The organism is Bradyrhizobium erythrophlei (assembly GCF_900129505.1).
Taxonomy (GTDB): Bacteria; Pseudomonadota; Alphaproteobacteria; order Rhizobiales; family Xanthobacteraceae; genus Bradyrhizobium; species Bradyrhizobium erythrophlei_D.
The window spans coordinates 8,506,625-8,531,039 of sequence record NZ_LT670818.1; the positions used below are offsets into that span (position 1 = coordinate 8,506,625).

21 protein-coding genes and 1 pseudogene are annotated in these 24,415 nt (G+C 63.4%); 8 read left to right on the forward strand and 14 right to left on the reverse strand.

Going from position 1 to position 24,415, the window contains the following annotated elements; all coding sequences use genetic code 11:
* The first annotated feature begins 53 nt into the window (after positions 1-53).
* Positions 54-1,184, forward strand: coding sequence for a hypothetical protein (locus B5525_RS40290; RefSeq protein ID WP_338075252.1), 1,131 nt, complete (start codon positions 54-56; stop codon positions 1,182-1,184).
* Positions 1,185-1,198: 14 nt separating this feature from the next.
* On the opposite strand, the gene B5525_RS40295 is transcribed toward B5525_RS40290, so the two are convergent.
* Genes B5525_RS40295 through B5525_RS40305 form a run of 3 tightly spaced genes read right to left on the reverse strand, consistent with a single transcriptional unit; the run spans position 1,199 to position 4,095 of the window.
* Positions 1,199-2,188 (reverse strand): threonine/serine dehydratase, encoded by a 990-nt coding sequence (locus B5525_RS40295; RefSeq protein ID WP_079571817.1) that lies wholly within the window; start codon positions 2,186-2,188, stop codon positions 1,199-1,201.
* Positions 2,189-2,242: 54 nt separating this feature from the next.
* Positions 2,243-3,298: a glycosyltransferase family 4 protein gene (locus B5525_RS40300; protein ID WP_079571818.1), complete on the reverse strand. Its 1,056-nt coding sequence runs from the start codon at positions 3,296-3,298 to the stop codon at positions 2,243-2,245.
* Positions 3,298-4,095 carry a UDP-2,3-diacylglucosamine diphosphatase gene (locus B5525_RS40305; RefSeq protein WP_079571820.1) on the reverse strand — a complete coding sequence of 266 codons (798 nt, stop codon included), beginning with the start codon at positions 4,093-4,095 and terminating at the stop codon, positions 3,298-3,300. Before B5525_RS40305 ends, B5525_RS40300 begins: the two co-directional genes overlap by 1 nt.
* Before the next feature lie 2,175 nt (positions 4,096-6,270).
* Between B5525_RS40305 and B5525_RS47410 the strand changes: the two genes are divergently transcribed.
* Positions 6,271-6,405 (forward strand): hypothetical protein, encoded by a 135-nt coding sequence (locus tag B5525_RS47410; protein ID WP_276328823.1) that lies wholly within the window; start codon positions 6,271-6,273, stop codon positions 6,403-6,405.
* A 101-nt stretch (positions 6,406-6,506) separates the two neighbouring features.
* Here B5525_RS47410 and B5525_RS45125 read toward each other — a convergent pair whose 3' ends face one another.
* Together B5525_RS45125 and thiD are read right to left on the reverse strand one after the other, a co-directional pair.
* A complete protein-coding gene (locus B5525_RS45125; RefSeq protein ID WP_154073732.1) occupies positions 6,507-6,752 on the reverse strand; it encodes a DUF6894 family protein in 246 nt (81 codons plus the stop codon).
* A gap of 192 nt (positions 6,753-6,944) precedes the next feature.
* Positions 6,945-7,745, reverse strand: a complete 801-nt coding sequence (gene thiD / locus B5525_RS40320; protein WP_079571824.1) for a bifunctional hydroxymethylpyrimidine kinase/phosphomethylpyrimidine kinase — start codon at positions 7,743-7,745, stop codon at positions 6,945-6,947.
* A 147-nt stretch (positions 7,746-7,892) separates the two neighbouring features.
* Here thiD and B5525_RS40325 point away from each other — a divergent pair, with 147 nt between their 5' ends.
* Both B5525_RS40325 and B5525_RS40330 read left to right on the forward strand, forming a co-directional pair.
* Complete coding sequence (locus B5525_RS40325) at positions 7,893-8,138, forward strand: Lrp/AsnC ligand binding domain-containing protein (protein WP_079571826.1); 246 nt, start codon at positions 7,893-7,895, stop codon at positions 8,136-8,138.
* Between the two features lie 29 nt (positions 8,139-8,167).
* The gene (locus tag B5525_RS40330) at positions 8,168-9,244 is read left to right on the forward strand and encodes an Ldh family oxidoreductase (protein ID WP_197687887.1); all 1,077 of its coding nucleotides are present in this window, start codon (positions 8,168-8,170) and stop codon (positions 9,242-9,244) included.
* Between the two features lie 64 nt (positions 9,245-9,308).
* On the opposite strand, the gene B5525_RS40335 is transcribed toward B5525_RS40330, so the two are convergent.
* On the reverse strand, positions 9,309-10,244 hold the full coding sequence (locus tag B5525_RS40335) for a c-type cytochrome (RefSeq protein WP_079571828.1): 936 nt from the start codon (positions 10,242-10,244) through the stop codon (positions 9,309-9,311).
* Between the two features lie 163 nt (positions 10,245-10,407).
* Here B5525_RS40335 and B5525_RS40340 point away from each other — a divergent pair, with 163 nt between their 5' ends.
* On the forward strand, positions 10,408-10,833 hold the full coding sequence (locus B5525_RS40340; RefSeq protein ID WP_079571829.1) for a CHRD domain-containing protein: 426 nt from the start codon (positions 10,408-10,410) through the stop codon (positions 10,831-10,833).
* Between the two features lie 142 nt (positions 10,834-10,975).
* On the opposite strand, the gene B5525_RS40345 is transcribed toward B5525_RS40340, so the two are convergent.
* From B5525_RS40345 to B5525_RS40370, 6 genes and pseudogenes are all read right to left on the reverse strand, one after another.
* Positions 10,976-11,425: a c-type cytochrome gene (locus B5525_RS40345; protein ID WP_079574430.1), complete on the reverse strand. Its 450-nt coding sequence runs from the start codon at positions 11,423-11,425 to the stop codon at positions 10,976-10,978.
* A gap of 122 nt (positions 11,426-11,547) precedes the next feature.
* Positions 11,548-13,854, reverse strand: a complete 2,307-nt coding sequence (locus B5525_RS40350; RefSeq protein ID WP_079571831.1) for a xanthine dehydrogenase family protein molybdopterin-binding subunit — start codon at positions 13,852-13,854, stop codon at positions 11,548-11,550.
* 69 nt (positions 13,855-13,923) lie between these two features.
* Positions 13,924-15,453 carry a murein biosynthesis integral membrane protein MurJ gene (gene murJ / locus B5525_RS40355; RefSeq protein ID WP_079571832.1) on the reverse strand — a complete coding sequence of 510 codons (1,530 nt, stop codon included), beginning with the start codon at positions 15,451-15,453 and terminating at the stop codon, positions 13,924-13,926.
* Between the two features lie 43 nt (positions 15,454-15,496).
* Entirely contained in the window at positions 15,497-16,648 is a 1,152-nt protein-coding gene (locus B5525_RS40360) for a DegT/DnrJ/EryC1/StrS family aminotransferase (RefSeq protein WP_079571834.1), read from the reverse strand.
* 105 nt (positions 16,649-16,753) lie between these two features.
* The gene (locus B5525_RS40365) at positions 16,754-17,749 is read right to left on the reverse strand and encodes a Gfo/Idh/MocA family protein (RefSeq protein ID WP_154073935.1); all 996 of its coding nucleotides are present in this window, start codon (positions 17,747-17,749) and stop codon (positions 16,754-16,756) included.
* Between the two features lie 476 nt (positions 17,750-18,225).
* Positions 18,226-18,891, reverse strand: a pseudogene (locus tag B5525_RS40370) (integrase core domain-containing protein); the annotation flags it as partial.
* Between the two features lie 5 nt (positions 18,892-18,896).
* Here B5525_RS40370 and B5525_RS48120 point away from each other — a divergent pair.
* Positions 18,897-19,424: a hypothetical protein gene (locus B5525_RS48120; protein ID WP_172899790.1), complete on the forward strand. Its 528-nt coding sequence runs from the start codon at positions 18,897-18,899 to the stop codon at positions 19,422-19,424.
* A gap of 172 nt (positions 19,425-19,596) precedes the next feature.
* On the opposite strand, the gene B5525_RS40380 is transcribed toward B5525_RS48120, so the two are convergent.
* Together B5525_RS40380 and B5525_RS40385 are read right to left on the reverse strand one after the other, a co-directional pair.
* Entirely contained in the window at positions 19,597-21,009 is a 1,413-nt protein-coding gene (locus B5525_RS40380; protein ID WP_079571835.1) for a mannose-1-phosphate guanylyltransferase/mannose-6-phosphate isomerase, read from the reverse strand.
* Between the two features lie 7 nt (positions 21,010-21,016).
* Positions 21,017-22,006: an NAD-dependent epimerase gene (locus B5525_RS40385; protein WP_079571837.1), complete on the reverse strand. Its 990-nt coding sequence runs from the start codon at positions 22,004-22,006 to the stop codon at positions 21,017-21,019.
* 197 nt (positions 22,007-22,203) lie between these two features.
* Here B5525_RS40385 and B5525_RS40390 point away from each other — a divergent pair, with 197 nt between their 5' ends.
* Positions 22,204-23,166 (forward strand): lysylphosphatidylglycerol synthase transmembrane domain-containing protein, encoded by a 963-nt coding sequence (locus B5525_RS40390; RefSeq protein WP_079571839.1) that lies wholly within the window; start codon positions 22,204-22,206, stop codon positions 23,164-23,166.
* A gap of 19 nt (positions 23,167-23,185) precedes the next feature.
* The gene (locus tag B5525_RS40395; RefSeq protein ID WP_079571840.1) at positions 23,186-24,208 is read left to right on the forward strand and encodes an MraY family glycosyltransferase; all 1,023 of its coding nucleotides are present in this window, start codon (positions 23,186-23,188) and stop codon (positions 24,206-24,208) included.
* The last annotated feature ends 207 nt before the right edge of the window (positions 24,209-24,415 follow it).

The window sequence follows — 24,415 nt, forward strand, 5'->3', positions numbered from 1 at the left end:
CCCGCGCAAGCCTGCCGGGCGAGGAAGACTATGAGGCGATCAGCCACGCATTCATGGAGACCTCGCGCGGCCGCTGGTTTCTCGGCGAATACGCCAAGCGCAACCGCAACGCCGACACCCGGATGGTGCTCGACGCGGTGGCCCGGATCGAGCAAACCGTCACCGCGCAGAAGCAGGCGGCCGAGCAGGCGGCCGCCGAAACCCGGCTGACCGAGGCGCTGGCCGCCATCCGCCGTGCGGTCTATGAGGCCCAGGCCGCCGCCGCAGCGGCCGTCCAGAACCTCGGGCTCGATGACAATCTGGCACCGGTGCGCAAGGGCTCCCGGATCATCAAGGAGATCAGCTGGCGCTGGCGGGAAATCGGCGCCGATAGCCGGATCTGCGATCTCCTGGATTCGCAGGTCGCGGCCATCGACGAGGCCTGCGAAAAAATCGGGTCCGCCAGCCCTGCCGCCGCCTTGATCGCCGCGTTCGACCTGATCAAGGCGCGGATCGCTGGCTTGGACGACGGCGACCGGGGCGCGCCGCCGGCTCCCGAGGGGGCTGCGCCGTCCTCCGCCGCCGCACCGGATGCGATCGATTTCAAGGCCGTCGAGGCGGTGCAGGAGACATCGGCGGCAGACGACGTCGCAGCCGCGTCGCACATGCCGGCGGAAGCCGTGGTCGAAGCGGCTGAAACCGTGGCTCCGGCCGCGGTTATCGAGACGCGCGAACAAGCTGCCGATGCGACCGCTGAGGTTGCTGATATCACGGCTGAGATTGCTGATGTGGCGCCTGAAGCGGCACACGAAAGTCCAGAAGCGGCCGATGCTTACGACGAAGCCTTGCTGGATATGGTCGCGCTCGAAATGGCCGCGCCGGAGCCTGACGATTTCGACGATGCCCCTAGTGCCATCGGCGGTGAGATCGAGGAGATGGTGTCGCCGCCGCCCGCGCCGATCCTCGCCGTCGCGAAGCCGGAGCCAGTGGCCGCGCCCAAGCCCTTGGCCGCACTGGAGCCGCCAGCGGCTCAAGCGTTACTTCAGCCTTCGCCCGAGCCCGCTCCTAAACCTGTTGTTGAACCTTCACTGGGCTCGTCCCTTCTCGCCAGCGGCATCCTGCACAAGCCGAAGCACGCGGTTTCCGATCCGCTGGCGCCGATCCGGCGCATGAGCCAGGCCGAGAAGGTCGCGTTGTTCTCCTGATCCAATTCCGAAGATCAGTTGATCAATCGTGCATAAAGGTCCGCATCGACATTGCCGCCGGACAGGACGATGACGACGATCTTGCCGCGCGCATCGAAGTGGCCGGCCAGCAGCGCCGCAAGGCCGACCGCCCCGCCCGGCTCGACCACGAGTTTCAGCTCCCGGAACGCAAATCCGACCGCGGTGCCGACTTCCTCATCGGACGCCGTGACGCCTTTCGCGAGCAGCCGGCTGTTGATCGAAAAAGTGAGCTCGCCGGGGATCGAGGCCATCAGCGCGTCGCAGATGGTGCGGCCCTTGGAGGCGTGGGCTTCGCGCTTTCCTGATCGCAATGAGCGCGCATGATCGTCGAACGCTTCCGGTTCGGCCGACATCAGCAGGGCCTGCGGATAGCGCGCCTTGACCGCGGTAGCGACGCCCGCGACCAGGCCGCCGCCCGACGCCGGCGCCACCACGATGTCGGGTGCGAGCCCCAGCGCCGCCATATCCTCGCAGATCTCCCGCCCCACCGTGCCCTGGCCGGCGATCACGAAGGGATCGTCATAGGGCCGCACCAAGGTGGCGCCGCGCCTGCCGGCGATGTCGCGGGCAATGGCTTCGCGATCCTCGCGGTCGCGGTCGTACAGCACCACTTCGGCGCCATAGGCCTTGGTGCGCTCGCGCTTGGATAGCGGCGCATCGGCCGGCATCACGATGGTCGCGGGCATGTTGAGGATTTTCGCCGCCGCGGCCACGCCCTGGGCGTGATTGCCGGATGAAAACGCGACCACGCCGCCGCCCCGCGCGCTTTGCGGGATCGACGACATCTTGTTGAAGGCGCCGCGGAACTTGAACGATCCGGTCCGCTGCAGCATTTCCGGTTTCAGGAACACCCTGGTTCCCACGCGCTCATCGAGCGCGGGTGAGGACAATAGCGGGGTCCGCATCGCGAACGGGGCGAGCACCCGCGCGGCGGCATCAACGTCGGCCGGCGCGACCGGTAGATCCAAAGCTGTCTCTGTCATCGGTGGGTTGTATCGCGGACCGCGGCGGGCGGGCAAGCCGCCGGACCGTCAACATCAGGTGACGAGGCCCGGCTGTTCCACCGCGAACGGCATGGTGTCGGTTTCCGCATCGGCGGTGCGCAGGCCAGCCATGTTCTCGATGAAGGAACGGGCCGAAGCTTCCCAGGTATGACCGGCGGCAAATTCAAGGCAGGCCGGCGGCGAGACCCGCAACGCGGCCAGGCATGCCAGCCTCAGATCCTCGTTCAAGGCGCCGACCGGCGCGGTGCCGATCACGTCGCGGGGCCCGGTGACGGGAAACGCGGCCACCGGCACGCCGCTGGCCAATGCCTCCAGCAGCACCAGGCCGAAGGTGTCGGTCTTGCTCGGGAACACGAACACGTCGGCCCCCGCATAGGCCTGCGCCAGCGCCTCGCCCTGGCGAGCGCCCAGAAAGACGGCTTGCGGGTATTTCCGGACCAGGGAGGCGCGGGCCGGCCCGTCGCCGACGATCACCTTGCTGCCGGGCAGATCGAGCTCCAGAAACGCCTCCAGGTTCTTTTCCACCGCGACACGGCCGACGCACAGGAACACCGGGCGCGGCAACCCGAGGTCGACGGCGCGCGGATGGAACAGGCCGGCGTCGACGCCGCGCGGCCAAAGCACCACGTTGCGAAAGCCGCGGTTGCGCAATTCGGTCGCCAGCGCCGGTGTCGCCGCCATCACCGCCTGGCTGGGGGCGTGGAACCAGCGCAGCACCGCCCAGATCCAGGATTCGGGGATCGGCAGGCGGGCCGAGATATATTCGGGAAAGCGGGTGTGAAAGCTCGTGGTGAACGTCAATCCGTGCTTGCGGCAGTAACGCCGCACCAACAATCCGATCGGCCCTTCGGTGGCGATATGGATGCTGTCCGGCCGCGCCTCGGCGATCAGCCGGGATATCTTCGCGCTATAGGGCAGCGCCAGACGCAGATCCCGGTAGCTCGGCAAGGCAAAGGTGCGGAACGATTCCGGGGTGAGGAAGCTGATCTCGGCGCCAAGCGTGCTCGCGGCTTCCGCCATCATGGCCAGCGTGCGGACCACCCCGTTGACCTGGGGATGCCACGCATCGGTCGCGACCAGGATGCGCATCAGGCGGCACGCGCCGCGACCGGCGCGACGGGAACGGTTCGGCGCAGCGGGTCGGTCCAGGTGATGATCTCGAAGCGCCCGTCTTCGTGCTCGACCAGCGCGGTGCAGCTTTCCACCCAGTCGCCGCAATTCATGTAGCGGACGCCGTGTTCGTCGCGAATGGTAGCGTAGTGGATATGGCCGCAGATCACGCCGTCGGCGCCGTGACGCCGCGCTTCGGCGGCGAGCGTCTGCTCGAAGGCGCCGATGTAGTTCACGGCGTTCTTGACCTTCAGCTTGGCCCATTGCGACAGCGACCAATAGGGCACGCCGAACATGCGGCGGAAGAAGTTCACCAGCCGGTTCATCTGGATCGCGAAATCATAGGCCTTGTCGCCGAGATGGGCGAGCCAGCGCGCGTTCTGCACCACGAGATCAAAGATATCGCCGTGGATCACCAGATAGCGCCGGCCGTCGACGCCTGTATGAACGGTGTTTTCGACGACGTCGATGCCGCCGAAATGGGTGCCGTAATAGTTCCGCAGGAACTCGTCGTGATTGCCGGGAACGTAGATGACCTTGGCGCCCTTGCGCGCCTTGCGCAGCATCTTCTGCACGAAATCGTTGTGCGATTGCGGCCAGTACCAGCCGGATCGCAGCGCCCAGCCATCGACGATATCGCCGACCAGATAGATCGTGTCGGCATCGTGGGTCCGGAGAAAATCCAGCAACCGATCGGCTTGCGAGCCGCGGGCTCCGAGATGGACATCGGAGATAAACAAAGTGCGAAAGCGCCGTTCCGGCAACTCGTCACTCATAGCGTCATTCCCATGCGCGAGCAGCTATCCGATTCCCGTGACAGCCTGATGACCGGACTCTTTGTTAAGCATGATCTTCGTTAAGCATGATCTTCATGCATCATTCCGCCGGCAGATGCGCGCGAATCAAGAATTGGCCATTGCTGAATTGCGAAATAGCAGCGCTGTACGACAACAGAGCGACAGGGGAGCGGGCGATCACTCTCGGCGTCGTCCCTGCGAAAGCAGGAACCCATAACCATCGCCGGCTATTGTTGCAGAAATTATCTGACACCAACGTCTCGTCGATAAGCCGCGGCCGATGGGTCTCCTTTCGCCTGCTTTCGCAGGGACGACGCAAGCGGTTTTCGAACTGCAAACATGGCTTCGCGATCTCGCGGCTGGAAGCGCCCGAGGTTTGCCTTGAATTTCCTCACCCTCTCATTCAGAGGGCGCAGGGAATGCCGGGCGCTCGGCGCGTCCGCAGCCGCGTGCGTAGTGTAGTAACGCACGCGTTAGTCACCATGGTCACGCCGGAAACGTCCGGCATTCCCCGCGCAATGGTTTTAACGGTTTCCTTCGTACTCTCCCCGGTGACCGGGCTTTCTTGCCACCGTCATCCCTGAGAAGCTTGCTTCTCACGGACTTGATGCCAGCGTCGGGGCATCAGGACCATACGACTTCGTCGTCCGCGAGGTCAGCGCTCTCGTCAGCAGCACTGCTCGCGTCCATCGCATCCCGCCCCGCGTCCGTGACGATCGCGAGCCGCCCCTCTGTGGGACGGGACGGCGAGAATATGAAGTGATTTGGTCTTTCGGAAAACCAGAATATTTTTTCCAGGAGGGCTGGACAGACGAATCAGTGATTTGCCCGTCGGGCGGGGGGATTGCAAACGCGCATTGGACCGCAGACTCGCAAACCAGGACGTTGGAACGGGATATCGGCTCGTTAAGGTCCGAGTTATGCCAACAGCGCAAGTGATCGCTGCGACGCGAGATCGCAACCGCACCGCTAGATGAATTATGCCTCGATTAGCCTGTAGCGGCACGTCAACCGAAATAGATCACTTCGGTTCGACCCGAACTACCTATCTCCACTCCGCCGTCCAATGCGCGGCCTGGGCGGTTTGGCTTGGCACGCTCTTGAGACAACGCCGCGCCGCCTCGATCTCGGCCTCCGTGGCTCCGTGGCTTCTCGCCCACATTTCAGCCGCAGATTCCGAAAACCTGGCGACATAAAACCGGACAACGGAACAGGATGCGCGGTGAAAAAGTCCAGATGATCCCGCAGCTTCCGCCCGCGACGCCAGCAGGCAAATGATAACAACGCACCCCCAACGGAACGACATCCTTTAAATCCCCCATCCCAAGCAAATCGCCGGATCGAATAAGTTCCCAAGAAGGAACTCCATTCGCTCGCCACACATACCCCAGTCGGAATTAACTCCGACTCAGCGATCAATCCAAGTTACGGTTTTTCCGAGAACACGGTTCTCCACTGCTTGCTGTTGTGACGAGAACGAGGTGTGCAATTCCAGTCGCGCGGTAGGAGGTGATGCGCGCCTACGGGACGATGAGGAGAAATGATTCAGGGCATGCTGGCGGACCTTCACAACGATGCATTGGTCAAACGCCCTGCGGCGACCTAACGAATTCGTTTGCCTTGACGATGACCGATGGTCCAGCAAGCGGGGTATCGGTCAGTTTATTTTGCCGTGGGCGCAAAATTTCAGGCCCCCGTGGATGCTGCTGCGAGTGCGTCGGCGGCTACCGGCGCCTGACGCCGGTTGGGTTCCGACCCGCTATTTCAAAGGCGTAGTGCGGCTGTTTCGAACTGGACGTGCTCAGGCATCGCACGGCAAAGCGAGCTAACCGCTTCGCTTACCAAAACCTGTGCTCGGTCAGGAGCGCGTGATGAAATGGCGAGGCCCGGAATGAGGGTGGTCCGGGCCTCTCACAAACACCGGAACAGCACCCCTCCGTGCCGCTCGGCAAATGCTGCGCGAAGGATTACCGGCGGGATCGTTGATCGCATTGATCTGCGGCAATATGTCGGATAGCGCACCGACAACTCGTTGCCGGCCCCGCCATAGTGCACGGGCAACACGGTACGCGTCTCATGGTTCAACCAAAAAAATCTGCATGTGCCGTTCACTCGGCCTCGGAGAATGCGTGGTGTCCGAGGTGTCATGCCAGAATGAAGCTGACGCTCATCACGCCGGGGAGCCCCGGCTTCGAGATCAGATCGCTGGAATGCCCCGAATGTGAGCACGCCATCGCCCAGCGCATTGCCGTTGATTCCATCACGGGTTCGAGCCGCACAAGAAACTAATTGGGACGCTATCAGCTGACGTAGACGGCGCGGACTGGCTCCCGCCTGTCAGTTTCCGCTTCGCTGCGTATCAGGAATTCGAGTCGGACAACGGGACCGGCTCAATGCTTCAAACGATCAGGCAATACCGATGCGAGCGGCACCGATTCAAGCTCGCGGCCTTCGCTGTCAGCCAGGACGAATGCATCAGGTATATTTTCGTTACCGGACCTTATGGCGTCCGCCAGAATATGACGGGCTGCGGCCAACGCTTCCAGCCGAGCCGCCGCAAGATCACAAAAGTCCGATCCCTCCAGATCCGTGATTAGCTGTTCGCGCAAACGAATGTGAAAGTAGTACCGCCCCATCGCTACCTCCCAGTTTGTCCAGGAGATGCTTAAGTGATTCACATCAATTCTGTCTGCGCGCTGGCCGACAAAACGGCAATCCTGGCGCGGCTATGCACTGTAACGGGCACAGCTGTCCATCGATTTGCCGCCAGCACCACAAGAGCGGACGTCGTCAGCAGCCAAGGCCCTCCAGGCGGCGCGATGGCGAGCTCAGTAAAACCGGTGGAAATGATGGATCGGTCCGTGGCCGTGGCCGACGCTGAAGCGATCGGCGGCGGCGATCGCGGCGCTGACCCAGGCCTTGGCGTTGCGCACAGCAGTCTCCAGGTCTTCGCTTTTCGCGAGGCCCGCCGCGATGGCAGAGGACAGCGAGCATCCGGTGCCGTGGGTATTTTGAGTGGCGATACGCGGCGCGGCGAGCGCGATGACGCCGCTCGCCGTGACGAGATAGTCGGTGCTGTCGGCGCCCTGCCCGTGGCCGCCCTTGATCAGCACAGCGGCACAACCCATCGCGAGCAGCCGCTTGCCCTGGCGCTCGATCGCGGCCTCGGTCGCGGCGACCGGCTCGTCCAATAGTGCGGCGGCCTCGGGCAGGTTCGGCGTGATCAACGCGGCGCGCGGGATGAGTTTTGTCCGCAAGGCTGCGACGGCATCCGCCGCCAGCAGCCGGTCCCCCGAGGTCGCCACCATCACGGGATCGAGCACAACATGTCTGGGCGACCAGCGTTCAAGGCCAGCCGCGATGGCGTCGATGGTCGCAAGCTGCGCCAACATGCCGATCTTGACGGCGCCGATGGCAAGGTCGCCGAAAACCGCGTCGATCTGCGCGGCGACGAAATCGCCGGGCACCTGATGAATGCCGGTGACGCCGCTTGTGTTCTGCGCGGTCAGGGCCGTGATCACGGAAGCGCCGTAGACCCCGAGCGCGGCAAAGGTCTTGAGGTCGGCCTGGATGCCGGCGCCGCCGGACGAATCCGAGCCGGCGATGGTGAGCGCGATCGGCGTCGTCATCGCCGTGCCCGCATGGATTTGAGCTGTCGCGTAAGGGCCATGTTTTGTCCTAGCGCGGCTTGGTAATCGCAGCAAGTTTGCTTGCCACGGCGCCCGGTTTTTTGCTCTATTGAACCCCGAAAAGACGCCTTTGCGGAGACGACAGCGATGGTTCCCTTCTTTGTCCAGATCAAGTGCAAGCTCGGCCAGTCCTACACCGTCGCCAATGCGCTTGCGGAAGCCGAAATCGCCTCTGAGATCTATTCCACCGCCGGGGATTACGACCTCTTGGTCAAGTTCTATGTGGACAAGGACACTGACATCGGTCACTTCGTCAACGAGAAGGTGCAGGTCCTTCCGGGCATCCAGGATACCCGCACCATCATCACGTTCAAGGCGTTCGGCACCGGCTAGTAGCGGGTTCGCGAGCCGTTCGAACCGGAGTGCCGATCCTGCCGCAGGAATTGACCGTCACCTTTGACCGGCTGAAGGCGTTCATCCAGGAAGCGATGATTGGGCTGGGCCTGCCAGCGGCCGACGCCATGACGGTGGCCGCCTTGATGGCGGAAGCCGACCTGCAGGGGTCGGACGGGCATGGCGTAAGCCGGCTGCCGCAATATGCCCGCCGCATCAAGGCCGGCGGTTTTAACGTCAGGCCCAACATCCAGTTGGTGCGCGAGCAGGCCTCTGTTGCGCTGTTGAACGGCGACAACGGCATGGGCCACCTCGTCATGAAGCGCGCGGCCGAGATCGCGATCGAAAAAGCGCGCACAACCGGCATCGCCTGGGTCAACTCGCAATACAGCAACCACGCCGGCCCGGCCTCGCTCTACGCGACGATGCCGCTGGCGCACGACATGATCGGGCTCTATTTTGCGGTCGGCAACGCCAACCATCTGCCGCCCTGGGGCGGCCTCGACATGCTGCTGTCGACCAATCCGATCGCCGCCGCAATTCCGGCCGGCGACGAGAAGCCGATCGTGCTCGATATGGCGACGACCGTTGCCGCCTACGGCAAGGTCAAGACAAAAGCGCTGCGCGGCGAGACCATGCCTGAGGGCTGGATGATCGATCGCGAGGGCAAGCCTTTGACCGATCCGAAGCGCGCCGACGAGGGCATGCTGCTGCCGCTCGGGGGCATGGAGGCCGGCTACAAGGGCTATGGCCTTGCCATGATCATCGGCCTGCTCGCGGGCACGCTCGGGGGTGCGGCGATGGGCCGGGACGTGATCGACTTCAATCATGATGACGACAGCGTCACCAACACCGGGCAGGCGATCGCGGCCATCAACATCGCAGCCTTCGGCGATGTCGCCACCTTCAAGGCGAGCGTCGACGCGCTGGTGCGCGATTTTCGCAACAGCGAGCGGATCAAGGGCATTGACCGGATTTATGTGCCAGGCGAGCGCAGCCATGCCACGCGGGCCGCGCGAACGCGCGACGGCATCCCGATCGCGCCCGCGCTGATGCGCGGACTGGACCAGGTCGCGAGCGACCTCGGAATCGCAAAGCTCGTCTAAAAAGCGTTTTCAAGCGAAGTGGAGGCCGGTTCGCGTCAAGAAAACGCGAGAACCCTTCGCAGGATCACGACTTGCCGCCGCTCTTCGGCGCCTGCTTCGGCCGCGGCGGTCCGTCGACCGGTGGCAGCGACTTCAGGTATTCCGCCATCGCCGCCCGATCTTCCGGGCTCAGCTGCGAAGTGTTCTTGATTACGCGCGCCATCGAGCCGCCGGCGGCGTCGCCCTCGGGTAGCTCGCCGGTTTGCAGGAAATAGGCGATGTCCTTCTCGCTCCAGTCGCCAATTCCTTTTTGCGTGATGTTCGGCACCCAGCCTTCGCCTTCCGGATTGGGGCCGCCGGCGAAACGCTGCTTGGCGATGGCGCCGCCGAGGAAATTCCGCGGGCTGTGGCATTCGGCACAATGGCCGAGACTGTTCACGAGATAGGCGCCGCGATTCCAGCCCGCCGAGCGCGCCGTATCCGGCACGAAGGGCTTGCCGTCCATGAACAACCATTTCCAGATTCCGATATTGCGCCGGATATCGAATGGAAACGGCACGGCGTGATCGCGCACCCTGCCCGGCACGGGGTTGAGCGTTTTCAAATAGGCAAAGAGGTCTCGGATATCCTCGACCTTCGCATGGGCGTAGGAGGTGTAGGGAAACGCCGGAAAATAATGATAGCCGGCCGGCGAAACCCCTTGCGTCACCGCGCGCACGAATTCGGCCTCGCTCCACCGCCCGATGCCGTCGGCCGGATCGGGCGAGATGTTCGGGGCGTAGAACGTTCCGAACGGCGACGGGATCGCAAGGCCGCCACCGAGTCTTGTGCGATCGGGCTGCCCGGGCACGGCATGGCAGGAGGAACATCCTCCGGCGTTGAAGGTTGCCTGCCCGTTCGCAAGGTTGGGCGTAGAGGCCGCCACGGTAACCGCCAGCGCCAGCGGTGTGGCCGTCAGCCACCAGTAAACACCGAACGCGGCGGCGCCCGCCAGAACCAGGCCTAGGGATATTCTTCGCATTCACCGATCCGTCACTGGGCATCGTAAACTAACGGCGAGTATGGCGATTATTCGAGCCACGCGCTGCCCCGAAATTTCAGTCGTTTGAGGCGTTACGGGAATAAAATCAGGCGATCAATGTTTTGAGGATGGGGCAACATCTGAGGCCAACAGGGAGAGGACCATGTCGAAGACCACGACCATGCTTGCCATGCTTGCGCTGGGAGCGAGTGTTGCGTTCGCCGGACCCGCCTTCGCCGAGAAGATGAAGGCGACGCTGGACGGAAAATCCGAGGTGCCCCCCAACGCCAGCACCGGCACCGGCACCGCCGATATCGACTACGACGCCGCCACCAAGAAGCTGAGCTGGAAGCTGACCTATTCCGGGCTTTCCGGCCCCGCCACCGCCGCCCACTTCCACGGGCCGGCCGAACCCGGCAAGAACGCCGGCGTCGCGGTTGCCATCCCGAATGCGATCGAAGACCCCGCCGAAGGCAGCGCGATCCTGACCGACGCCCAGGCCGCCGACCTGATGGCCGGCAAATATTACGTCAATGTCCACACCGCGGCCAATCCGGGCGGCGAAATCCGCGGACAGGTGACGAAGTAAGTTTGAACATCCGCGCTTTCAGGTTGGTCGCGGCGGCGCTTTGGACGGGCAAGATCATGCAGGATCAAGACAAAGGGTGGATCGCTCCTCCGCGTCCACCCTTTTTGCTATTCAATGCTATTTAAGCCGCGCGGGCGCCGAATTATTTCAGCTTCAGCCGGTAGGCCTCATGGCAATCGGTGCACTTGGCCTGGATCTGATCGAAAGCAACCTTCAAACTGGCGACATCCTTGATGCTGCCCTTGACGTCGGCGATCGCCTTGGAAACCGGAGGTACCTTGGCGTCGAAATCGGCCTTGTTCTGCCAGATCTTCGGCGACGACCCGAAATTCGCGTTCACCACGTCTTCCTTGGGATTTGTCGTAAACACCTTTGGGATCGTGGGCACGCTTTCCTGCAGCGCCGCAAGCGCGCCGTCGACCGCCTTCTGATCGTAGGGAATATCCCCCTTCACGGTCTTGGCGAGCACCCCGTACATGCTCTTGCCCTGCGTTCGCATCAGGTTGTCCTGCCTGACGGCGACATCCTGCTGCGCCATCACGGCGCCGACACCGAGCAACAAAACTCCCGCAACAACAACCGTTCGTATCATCGGCCAATTCTCCGTTTCGAGACGCATTTCCAAACGATGCCGCGGAACCGCTTGCGCGGGCCGCGGCTCGTCAATCGGTAAAACTCCCCGCGCCGCTTTTCATTCCCGCGCGCGGAAAAATATCAGAGACTGTGCTGGCGCTGATGCTCGCGGATCGCAACCCAGACCCGCTCGGGGGTAGCCGGCATATCGATGTGATCGATCTTGTATTCGCGCCACAGCCCCTCGATGATCGCGTTGACGACCGCCGGACAGGAGCCGATCGCGCCGGCCTCGCCCGCACCCTTGACCCCCAGCGGATTGGTCTTGCAGGGCACGTTGTGGGTCTCGAACACGAAGGACGGACCGTCGGCCGCGCGCGGCATCGCATAGTCCATGAAGGTGCCGGTGACGAGCTGGCCGTCGTTGGCGCTGTACACCGCCTGCTCCATCAGGGCCTGGCCGATCCCCTGCATCGCGCCGCCATGAACCTGGCCGGCGAGCAGCAGCGGATTCAGCGTCACGCCGAAATCGTCGACGATGACGTAGTTGACGATCCTGATGATGCCGGTGGCCGGATCGATCTCGACTTCGGCCAGATGGGTGCCGTTCGGAAAAGTGCCGTCGGCCTGCGTGAAGGTCGCGCTGGCATCCAGCTTCGACGGATCGACGCCCGGCCGCTTCGCCAGATCGGCAAAGCTGACGGAGCGGTCGGTACCGGCGATGCGAATGGTGCCATCGCTGATCTCGAGATCGCCTGAGCTGGTCTCCAGCGCTTCGGCGGCGATCTCGCGCAGATTCTTGCCGAGCTCGCGGGTGGCGCGCTCGACGCTGACGCCGCCGGTCGGAATCGAGGCCGAGCCGCCGGTGCCGAGGCCGGTGGCGATCTTGTCGGTGTCGCCCTGCAGGATGTGGACGCGCTCGGGCGGCAGCCCGAACTGCTCGGCGACCAGTTGCGCGTAGGCGGTCTGGTGGCCCTGCCCGCTCGACTGGGTGCCGATCAGGATGGTGACGTCGCCATTGGGATCGAGCTGCACCTTGGCGGTTTCCTCGCCCATGGTGCCGCAGACTTCGACATAGGTCGCAAGCCCGATGCCGCGGACCAGACCCTGCTTCTTCGCGGCCTTGGCGCGCTTTGGAAATTCCTTCCAGTTGGCGACTTCCATGGCGCGCTTCATATGCGCGGTGAAGTCGCCGGAATCGTAGACCTTGCCGGTGGCGGTCTTGTAGGGCATCGCGCGCGGCGCGATGAAATTCTTGCGCCGGATCGCATCCGGCGACATGTCGAGCTTGCGCGCCGCCGCGTCGACCAGCCGCTCGACCACATAGGCTGCCTCCGGGCGCCCGGCGCCACGATAGGCGTCGACCGGCACGGTGTGGGTGAAGACGGTACGGACACGGCAATGGAACGTCTGGATGTCGTAAAGCCCGGGCAGCATGCCGGCGCCGCCATAGGGGATATAGGGCCCAAAGGTCGACAGATACGCGCCCATGTCGCCCATCAGATCGACGTCCATGGCCAGGAACTTGCCGTCCTCGGCCAGAGCCATCCGCGCCGTGGTGACATTGTCGCGGCCCTGCGCGTCGCCCATGAAGTGATCGGAGCGGTCGGCAGCCCACTTGACCGTCTTGCGCAGTTTTCGCGCGGCGACCGCGATCAATGCGTATTCCCGATAGGGAAACAGTTTGGTGCCGAACCCGCCGCCGACATCGGGGCAGATCACCCGCATTTTTTCCTGCGGAATCTTCAGGACCATCCCGCACAGGATTTCGCGCAGGCGGTGGCTGCCCTGGCTGCCGACCGTCAGCGTCAGATGATCGTGCTTGGCGTCGTATTCGCAGACCGCGGCGCGGGTCTCCATGAAGTTGGTGACGACGCGCGGATTGACGATGGAGATTTCGGCAACCGCATGTGCCTTGGCGAAGGCGGCGTCGGTGGCTTTCTTGTCGCCGATCGGCTCGTCGAACAGCAAATTGCCAGGATGTTCGGGCCAGACCTGCGGCGCACCCGGCTTGACCGCTTGCGCGACGCCAACCGCCGCCGGCAGCGGCGTCCAGTTTACCTCGATCGCCTCGATCGCATCGCGCGCCTGATCGATCGTGTCCGCGACCACGAAGGCTATGGCATCGCCGACATGGCGCACTTCGCCCTGCGCGAGGATCGGATAGGGTGGGCCGGTGAACGGATTGACTTCGAGATTGAACAGGCAGGGCAGCGAGCCGAGATCCCTGACATCCTCGCCGGTCAGGATCAGGCCGACCCCGGGAAGGCCGCGGGCGCGGGCGGCGTTGATGGTGAATTTCGCATGCGCATGCGGCGAGCGCAGCACCAATGCGTGCAGCGCCGGCTGCGGCGCGTGGTCATCGGTGTAGCGGCCCTTGCCGCGAATGAGCGCATCGTCTTCCTTGCGAAGGACGCTTTGACCGACGCCGAATTTGATGGGAGCCATCGTATCTCCGTTTACCCGCTAGTGATTTCCGGCCCATATTGCAGCGGATCGCGGGGCAGCGCAAAGGGTTTAGCTGCGAACCAGCGACCCCAGCCAGCGCCTGCCGAACAACAGCAGGATCGATCCGGCATAGACGATGGCGCCGACAACGATCAGCAGCAGGAGCGCGGCCTCGTCGCGGAAGGCGCTGAGCTGCGCCAGCTGCGCTGCAGCGAACCTTGCGGTCAGCCATAGCGCCCCACCCAGCACGACGCCGGAGCCCGCGAACTTCGCCAGCGACCGCGTCAGCGCGTGATCGAGATCGAGGTGGCCCGCGCGTGCCGCAAACCCGATCACCAGCAACAGATTGACCCAGGCGCCGGCCGCGGTCGCAAAGGCAAGACCGACCTGGGCCAGCGAGCCCACCAGCGCAATCTTCAGCGCGACATTGACGGCGACGCCGGTCAGCGCCGCCTTCACCGGCGTCGCGGTATCCTTGCGGGCGTAGAAGGTCGCAACCGCGCTGCGGATCAGCACGAATGGAATGAGGCCGATCGCGTAGGCCGCAAGCGTCGCGCCCGCGGCGGCGGCATCGGCCTTCGAGAACGCGCCGCGCGCGAACATCGCCCGCGTGATGACGTCGGGGACCGTCAGGAATGCGGCCACGAAGGGCACCGAGAACAACAGCGTAAAATCGAAGGCGCGCCGCTGCGACGCCATGGCGCCCGCGTGATCCTCCGCCGTCAATTGCCGCGACATTTCCGGCAGCAGCACCGTGCCGATCGCGATCCCGATCACGCCGATCGGCAGCTGGTTGAGGCGATCGGCATAATACAGCGCCGACAGCGCGCCCGCCGGCAGGAAGGTCGCGATGATGGTGTCGGCGAACAGCGCGACCTGCGTCCCCATCGAGCCGACGGTCGCGGGTCCCAGCGCGCGAAAGAAGGCGCGGACGTCCTCGTCGAGCTTGAGCGGCGCAAACCGCGGCAGGCCGCCATGGCGCGCGAGATCTCCCGCCAGCAGGAAATATTGGAGGAAGCCCGATATCAGCACGCCCCAAGCGGCGGCGTGGCCGGCGGTTGGGAAAAACGCCGCCAGCGCCAGCGTCATCATCATGGCGAGGTTCAGAAAGATCGACGCCGCCGCGGCGCTGGCGAAACGATGCATGACGTTGAGCATGCCGCCATAGAGCGTCACCAGCGTGATCAGCAACAGATAGGGAAAGGTGATGCGCGTCAGATCGATCGCGAGCCGGCGCTGCTCGGCGTCGTCGGTGAAGCCGGGCGCGAGCAGGCTCATCGCCTGCGGCATGAACAGCCACGCGAGAGCCAGCAGAATCAGTTGCGACACGAACAAAAGCGTAAAGATGCGGTTGGCGAACAGCCCCGCCGCCTGCTCGCCGCGCTCGCCGTAGACATGGGCGTAGGCGGGCACGAAGGCCGCATTGAACGCGCCCTCGGCGAAGATCGCGCGGAAATGATTGGGCAGGCGAAACGCCACGAAAAACGCGTCGGCCACGGGGCCGGCGCCGAGGATCGCCGCGAGCATGATGTCGCGCGCAAAGCCGGTCAGCCGCGAAAGGAGCGTATAACCGCCGACGGTGAAGATACGACCGAGCATTCGCCGCTTCTAGCGCATCAGGCGGCGCTTCAAAACGGCGAAATCAGGTTGAAAGCGCGCCGCGCACAGCCTTGATGACGCGCGCCTGCGTCGGCTCGTCGAGATAGGCATGCATCGGCAGGCTGATGACGTCGTTCGACAGGCGTTCGCAAGCCGGAAGGCCGCCGTCCGCGACCGGGAAGTCCCGATAGGCGGTCTGCTGATGCATCGATTTCACATAATAGATCGCGGTGGGAATGCCCTGCGCCTTCAGCGCCGCCGCAAAGCCGTCGCGATCGCAGCCTTTTGGCAGACGAATGGTGTATTGCGCCCAAACCGAGGTGCAGCCGCTGGCGAGGCGCGGTACGCTCACGACATTGCCGAGGCCTTGCGCGTAGCGATCGGCGACCTTGTTGCGCGCGGCGATCTCGTCCTCGAAGATCTTCAGTTTCTCGATCAGGATCGCCGCCTGCATGGTGTCCAGCCGGCCGGTCAGGCCGAGCCGCACATTGTCGTATTTATCCGAACCCTGGCCGTGAACCCGGACGCTGCGCAGCTTCTCGGCGAGTTCGGCATCGTCGGTGAAAATCGCTCCGCCATCGCCGAAGCAGCCGAGCGGCTTGGCCGGAAAAAAGCTGGTCGCGGTGGCAAGGCCCAGGCTGCCGAGGCGGTGGCCCTTGTGGCTGGCGCCAAAACCCTGCGCGGCGTCATCAAGAACAAAGAGACCGGCTTCCGCCGCGATCGCGCCGATGGCGTCGTGGTCGGCGCTTTGCCCGAACAGGTCGACCGGAATCACCGCCACGGGCTTGAGGCCGAGCTTCTTCGCGGTGGCGATGCCGCGCTTCAGCGAAGCCGCGTCGATGTTGAAGGTCGCTTCGTCGACATCGACGAACACCGGCGTAGCCCCGGTCAGTGCCACCGCCTCGCCGGTCGCGCAGAAGGTAAAGGACGGACAAAACACCGCATCACCGCGGCCGACGCCCTTAGCCATCAGCACCATCAGCAGCGCGTCGGTGCCGCTGGCGCAGCTCACCACGTGTCTGGCGCCGCTGAAGGCCGCGAGTTCGGCCTCGAGTTGCGTCACTTCGGGACCGTTGATGAACTGGCAATGGCCGAGCACGCGGGCAACGGCCTCATCGATGGATTTACCGAGCCGGCGGCGCTGCGCGGCAATGTCGATGAAGGGAACGGGATCGGGACGCAGGTGCTGGTTCATGGGGCCTTGCAAGGATCGTGTGCGGGACATCGACGCGCGGTCACTTTTTGTTTGAGCATGGCCGGTTCGGAAAACCGGTTCGCACTTTTCCGGACCATGCTCCAGCTAGCCAACGACGACTCGCCGCGGCCCCTTGCGGGCGGGAGAGATCGCGGCAGGCTTGGCCGGCGTTTCCAGGCAGCGGGTCGCGATTGCAAGGCTGGCGACGCCCTCGTCGCCGGTCACCGCCGGCACGCCGCCGGTGCGCACGGCATGCAGGAAGGCGATCAATTCGGCGCGCAGCGGCTCGTCATGGCCGACCGGCAGATGACGCATCGAATAGCTGCCGTCCGGCTTGAAGCCGAAGCATTCAGTGACCTGACGGGTGAGCAGATCGCCCATCACATATTTGCCGCGGGTGGCGACAGTGACGTTGCGCGCCTTGAACGGCGTCAGCCAGTTGGTGTTGATATGGGCAAGCACGCCGGAGGCGGTGCGGAACTGCAGGAGCGCAATGTCCTCGCGCTCGGCGACGGCGCTGGAGAGCTGCGGCTGCACCTCCACGATGTCGGACTCGGTAAACCAGCGGATCAGGTCGATGTCGTGCACGGCGAGGTCGATGACCACGCCGACATTCGACATGCGCGGCGGAAACGGCCCGACGCGCGTGATCGCGATCGAAAGAATGTCTTCGCCCGAGATCGCCTGCTTGATGGCCTGCACGGCCGGATTGAAGCGCTCGACATGGCCCACCATCAAGGTGACGCCGGCGCGGTGGGCGGCGGCGACAATGTCGCGCCCTTCCTCCACCGTGGTGGCGATCGGCTTCTCGACCAGGATGTGAACGCCTCGGGCGATGCAGGCGAGCGCGATCTCGTGATGGAGATGCGTCGGCGCGGCGATGGTCAAGGCATCGATGCCCTCCGCGATCAACTCGTCGAGGGTGGCGAAGGTGCGGCAGCCCGCCAGCTCCGTCGCCCGTGTCCGGTGCGCCGGCAGGGGATCGACGACTCCGACCAGAGCGATATCGGGCAGACCGGCCAGCACCCGGGCATGGTTGCTGCCCATCACGCCGGCGCCGATCACGCCCACGCGGAGCGTGCGCTTCGCCTCGCCTTTCATATCCGCCTCCGGCGCCCTGGAACCCATATCAACCACCCCGATCATCTTGCGTGCGAGCACCCCGCAGATCCCCTAACACGCGGCCTCAGATGTGGCCATTAATTGGGGCCGTGGATCCAAACACGTTTTGATTCAAAGAATTACACCGCAAACCTACCGTAGTTGGTTTGATCCGCCCGCTCATTTATTGGGTTCGTTCTGCCAAATCCGCCGATATGCGACCGTGACGGTGGGTTTGTTCTGCCGAAGGGTATCTCAGCAGCGGCGGCCGGTGCGGCTTCTCGGTCCATCTCCCAGCCGTACACCGGCGATTGCATCTGCCAATTCCCCCAGCGCCCGCTCTCGCAAGGACAGAGTTCTACGTTCATAGCGGGCTAATTTGTCCAGATGCGTCGCTAGATCAGTGATTGTAAGCGGCGGCGCCGTCAGAGGCTGCAGCTCTCTGATAAAGCCCGATGCAATTTTTGCAAGCCCGGTTAATTCCGCGGACGGTGGTGGGCGACTCCGTCAGCGTTGGTGAACTGCCGAGGCGAGCCTTTGGCGTAGCGTAGCGCCAGATCCCGGCGCGGACGGAGGGTGAAGGTGAACTCGGATGGTGTCTTCTATCCGAGCTGAGAATGCAGCGTGAGCCGTTATAGTCGGCCCGCCAGCATCCGAGAGCAGCGCGAGCATGTGCCAGCGAGGTGAACAGCGTTTCGTTCAACAATTCGTCGCGTAGCGGCCGTTAAAGCTCCCGATGAAAGCGTTCTGCATGGGTTTGCCCGGCGCGATGTAATGCCATTCGACGCCGGCTTGGTCCGCCCATGTCAGGATGGCGTCACCGGTAAGCTCGCTGCCATTGTCGCTGACGATCATCTTCGGCTTGCCGCGCTCGACCATCAGCCGGTCCAGTTCCCGCGCCACGCGGGGGCGCCGGAGAGCGAGGTGTCGGCCACCAGCGCCAGGCTTTCTCGGGTGCAGTCATCGACGATGGACAGGATGCGGAAGCGGCGGCAGTCAGTGAGCTGATCCGACACGAAATCGACCGACCACCGGTCGTTGGGAGCCGTCGGAACCAGCATCGGCGCCCTGGTTCCGATGGCCCGCTTGCGGCCGCCACGGCGGCGTACCGCGAGCTTTTCCTCCCGATAGAGCACGAACACTTCGTGTGGTTGGCCTCCTTGGCGTCCTCCGGCATCAGCCCCTTGAGTTCGCTCTTGGCTCGCTCGTGGTCGGCGCGTGCCTGCCGTCTCTCGCAAAACAGGGCTGCAAACTCGGCCCAGGAGTTCGAGGCATTCATGTCCACTACTCGGACCGCCGCGATCCGGGGCTTCGGAGGTTCGCAATCGAACAACGCAGGCGTTTCACCGGTCTTGGCGGCCATCCAGAAGGCTTTTTCAACGGCGATAAGGATTGTCTGGTAAATCGGGTCGGTTTCGACCGTCCGCTCGATCCACTTGCCACCGCCGTTGATGATGAAGAGCACCGATTTCCTGGTGCCGGCGACCAGCATGTTGTGCTGGAGCTGGGCCATGTGCTTCTTGACGGCCCCCTCTTCCGAGAAGGACCACGGCAGCATGACTTTGGCTCCGAACACTGCGCTGATTTCCCTGACCAGCCCATCCAGGGTTGCGGCCATCCAGGGGATGGTCCGGTGGATCGCATGGCGTTGGACATCGGCGACTCAGTGGCCTAAATCATCAAAACACGCTACGAGGCTGTCGATCAGAAAATCGTCGGCAGCTGTGTCATTCTTCCGAACGTGAAAGATCTTCGAAGACTTTGACCCTGAGCAGGTTCCTGCTGCGGTTTCATCGAGGCGACGCAAATCAACCAGATAGTTGGAGCGGCTTGACGAGTTTCGCACCTCAGGAACGCTTGTAATCGTCCTCGATCCGGATGATATCGTCCTCGCCGAGATAGCTGCCGGTCTGGACCTCGATCAGTTCCAGCGGGATCTTGCCGGGGTTTTCCAGCCTGTGCACTGAGCCGATCGGGATATAGATCGACTCGTTCTCGTGCACGGTCTTGACCAGCTCGTTAACGGTCACGCGCGCGGCGCCCCGCACCACGATCCAGTGCTCGGAGCGGTGGTGATGCTTCTGCAGGGATAGCCGCCCGCCGGACTTGACAATAATGCGCTTGACCTGGTGCCGATCGCCATTATCGACCGATTGATAGGATCCCCAGGGGCGGTGGACCTTGATATGTTCCTCAGTCACCTGCGGCGCCACGGTCTTCAGCTTGGCGACCAGTCGCTTCAGGCCGTTGGCGTCCTTCTGGCGTGATACCAGCACGGCGTCCTGGGTCGCCACCACCACCAGATCGTCGACGCCCTCCAGCGCGACCAGCGCCCTGTCGGTCGCAACATTGCAGTTGCGGGAGTCCTCGAATACGGCCGCACCTTGCGCCGCATTGCCTTCGCTGTCCTTGTCCGACAGTTCCCATACCGCGCGCCAGGAGCCGACGTCGGACCAGCCGCACCTGACCGGCACCACGGCGGCGTGCGTGGTCTTTTCCATCACCGCATAGTCGATGGAGATCGCCTTCGCCGAACCGAAGGCGGCCTCGTCCAGCGTGACGAAGCCGAGATCGCGCCCGGCCTTGACGACGGCATCGGTGACGGCCGCAACGCTTGCGGCATCGACATTGCGATATTCATCCAGCAGCACCGAGGCGCGGAACATGAAGTTGCCGCTGTTCCAGAGATAGCCGGACTTGATGTATTCCGCCGCCGTCACCGGATCCGGCTTCTCGACGAATTCCGCGACGCTCCGGACCTCGCCCGAAATGACCTCGCCCGGGCTGATATAGCCGTATTCGGTGGCAGCTCGCTCCGGCTCGACGCCGAAGGTCACGATCCGGCCGTCCTGCGCCGCCACCAGCCCCTGGCGGCAGGCGGCGACGAAAGCGGGCGTATCGCCCACGACGTGATCGGCGGCGAGCGCCAGCACCACGGCATCCACGTCGCGCGTTTGTGCGAAGGCTGCACCGGCTGCAACGGCCGGACCAGAATCCCGCCGCATCGGTTCCAGCAGCACATCCGCCTCTAGCCCGATCTCGGCGAGCTGCTCCAACACCATGAAGCGATAGGCCTTGTTGGTGATCACGATCGGGCGCTCGAACAGCCCCGCATCGGACACCCGCAGCAGGGTATTCTGGAACGTCGAACGTACCCCGAACAAGGGCAGAAATTGCTTGGGATGAACTTCGCGCGACGCCGGCCACAGCCGGGTGCCGGCGCCGCCGCACATGACCAGTGGAATGATTTTTCCGTCCATCTGCGCCTCAAACCTTGTAGTAGTCGCGATACCACGCGACGAAATCGCGAATGCCGTTCTCGATCGACGTCTGCGGCTTGAAGCCGACATCGCGCATCAGATCGCCCACATCGGCGAAGGTTTCCATAACGTCGCCGGGCTGCATCGGCAGCATTTCCTTGACCGCCGCGCGGCCCAACTCCTGCTCCAGAAGCTCTACCACATGCATGAGCTGTTCGGGGCGGTGATTGCCGACATTGTAAATCCGCGCCGGAGCAATCCCGGCCTCGCCGTCGCCCCGGGGAACGTGATCGATCAGGCGCTGTATAACACGGGTGACGTCATCGATATGGGTAAAGTCGCGGCGCATTTTGCCATGGTTAAAGAGCCGAATCGGCTTGGCTTCGACGATCGACCTGGCAAACAGGAAGATGGCCATGTCCGGACGGCCCCACGGTCCATATACAGTAAAGAATCTCAACCCGGTGGTCGGCAGGCGGTAAAGATGGCTGTAGGAATGCGCCATCAGCTCGTTGGCCTTTTTGGTCGCGGCATAGAGACTGATGGGACGATCGGTCACGTCCTTGACCGAAAACGGAAGTTTTGTGTTAGCGCCGTAGACCGATGAGGATGACGCATAAACCAGATGCCGGCAGTCATGCCGCCGGCATCCCTCGAGAACATTGAGAAAGCCCTCGATATTGGCATCGGCATAGGCATGCGGATGATCGATCGAATAGCGCACGCCAGCCTGGGCTGCCAAATGGACGACCGTCGGAAACCGGTGCTTCGCAAACAGCTCGCCGATCGACCGACGGTCCGCCAGATCCATCTTCACGAAACCGAACTGCGGATGCTCGAGCAGCACATCCAGCCGCGCCCCTTTCAGGGCGGGGTCATAGTAATTGTTTAGATTGTCCAGACCGAGAACATGGCGGCCTTCGGCCAGCAGCCGGCGCGCGACGTGAAAGCCGATAAATCCCGCCGCACCCGTGATCAAAATTGTCTGATCCGACATTGCATCTCCTGGCATCGGTTCGGCTCCGCCGCCCCGGTCGGGAGCCTGTTTACCCGTCGTATCGAGGGTGTCGCAATACCCAGTTGCGCAACTATTGCCAGATCGGCTTTAAAACCATACCAAGGCGGCGAAGTCAGGCGCCCGACATCGGTTGGGCAGTTTTTGACCATCCTGAAACCTGAAAAAGCGCGGGCGAGATGCGCCGGATCCTATTTTCGACGATAAAAATACTGGTCTCCCTGGCGCTGCTCTACCTTGCGCTTCGCAAGGTCAATCTCACCGAGCTTGCCTCCCGCATTAACAATCTTGCGAGTCTGGGCTGGATCGTGGTGGCAATCACCGTGACCTTCCTGCAGATCTTTGTCGGCGTGTTGCGCTGGCGCGAGATCAGCGCGGAGTGCGGGGCGCCGCTGGGGTTGGGCCAGGCGATGCGGTTCAATCTGATCGGAACTTTCTTTAACCAGACGCTGCCGTCTTCGATCGGCGGCGACGCCGTGCGGCTCTGGCTGGTCGCGCGCGGCGGCGCCGGATGGCGCGCGGCGACCTATTCGATTTTCGTCGACCGCGCTATTGGACTGATAGCGCTGGCGATCATCATCGTTGCAAGCTTGCCATGGAGCTACAATCTGATCAGCGATCCCCATGGCCGCACGGCGCTATTATTAGTCGATTTCGCCGCACTCAGCGGCGGCTTGGGATTTCTCGTGTTTGGCGCGCTGCCGTGGCTCTGGCTGAGACGCTTGTGGGGAATGCATCATCTTCACGCCTGCGCCGTGATTGCCAACCGCGTGATCTTCAGCCAGAAGCACGGACCCGCGATTGCGGTGCTGTCGTTGCTTGTTCACGTCCTGGCCGTCGTCATCGCCTGGTGCGTGGTGCAGTCGATTGCGGCGCCCGTGGTGTTTAGCCAGATATTCCAACTGGTTCCGCCGGTCATGCTGATCACGATGCTGCCGATCTCGATCGCAGGCTGGGGCGTGCGCGAAGCCAGCATGGCGCTTGCGTTTGGATATGCCGGGTTGTTGCCGAATGAAGGCGTGAACATCTCGCTTCTGTACGGCGCCGTCACCTTTCTCGTCGGCGCGTTCGGCGGCCTGGTCTGGATTTTCAGCGCGGAAAAGGCCGCCCAGGCCGCGGCGCCGATCGAGGTTCCAGAGTAGTCGCCGGCATCGGATAAAAATGACGATTTCCCAATTGCTCCCTTCGATTATTGCTGTCGGCGTCGCAGCCCTGCTTTCGGCCGGCATCATTTGGGCGATCCGGCCTTGGCTCTTGCAGTATGCACTCGCGAGGCCGAATGCCCGATCGTCGCATCGCGTTCCGACCGCTCAAGGCGCCGGCGTCGCCGTGATCGCGGCCACGCTTCTGGTCGCCGGCACCATCGCGGGTTACGCCGCGGTTCCAGACCTGAGCATCCCGCCCGCGATTTTCGCGGCAGCACTGTTCATCGCCGTGGTTGGATTTGCCGACGACATAAGATCCATCCCGGTGGTCCCGCGGCTATTGCTGCAGGGCGCGGCCGTCGCGGCCGTCCTCTTTACGGCCTCGGACGATGTCAGGATCAGCGCGGTCTGTCCTCTCTGGATCGAACGCGGATTACTTTTGCTGGCCGGCCTCTGGTTTGTGAATCTTGTCAACTTCATGGACGGGCTGGACTGGATGACGGTCGCGGAGGCCGTGCCGGTCACCGGCGCGATGGTCCTTTTGGGCTGGTTCGGTGATTTTCCCATGGCGGCGACCATCGTCGCGGCCGCGCTCTGCGGCGCGATGCTCGGGTTTGCGCCCTTCAATCGTCCGGTGGCAAAAGTCTTTCTCGGAGACGTCGGCAGCCTGCCGATCGGCCTGCTGCTCGGCTGGTGCCTGCTGCAATTGGCCTACAGCCAGCTGTTCGCTGCCGCCCTGCTGTTGCCGCTCTATTATCTCGCGGACGCGACGGTGACCCTGCTGCGCCGGATGATCCGGCGAGAACCTTTCTGGGCGGCGCATCGTTCGCATTTCTATCAACGCGCGACCGACAACGGCTTTTCAGTGTTGCGCGTGGTGAGCGAGGTGTTCGCACTCAATGTCGGCCTGGCGGTGCTGGCGATCGCATCGACCAGGGCACAATCGGCTGTCATCGATGTCATCTCAACGACCGTCGGAGGCCTTGGCGTGGCGCTGGTAATGTACCGCTTTTCGCGGCGCCGTCCGGCAACTTCCTAGTCGCTATATGGCCCTGTTGCGCTGCGCAGCCATTCGTCGAGGCCGAATGGCGGCTGTGCCGGCCCCTGACAGCGGCTTGGAAACGTTCAAGGGGCTCCGCGATTGACGCGGTCGGGCTGAAAGTTTTAGCTAACGACCACAATTCTACTTTTTTCGGCGCTGCAATCCTTAACGGCGATCAATCGTGTGTGCAGCCGTGAAACGACA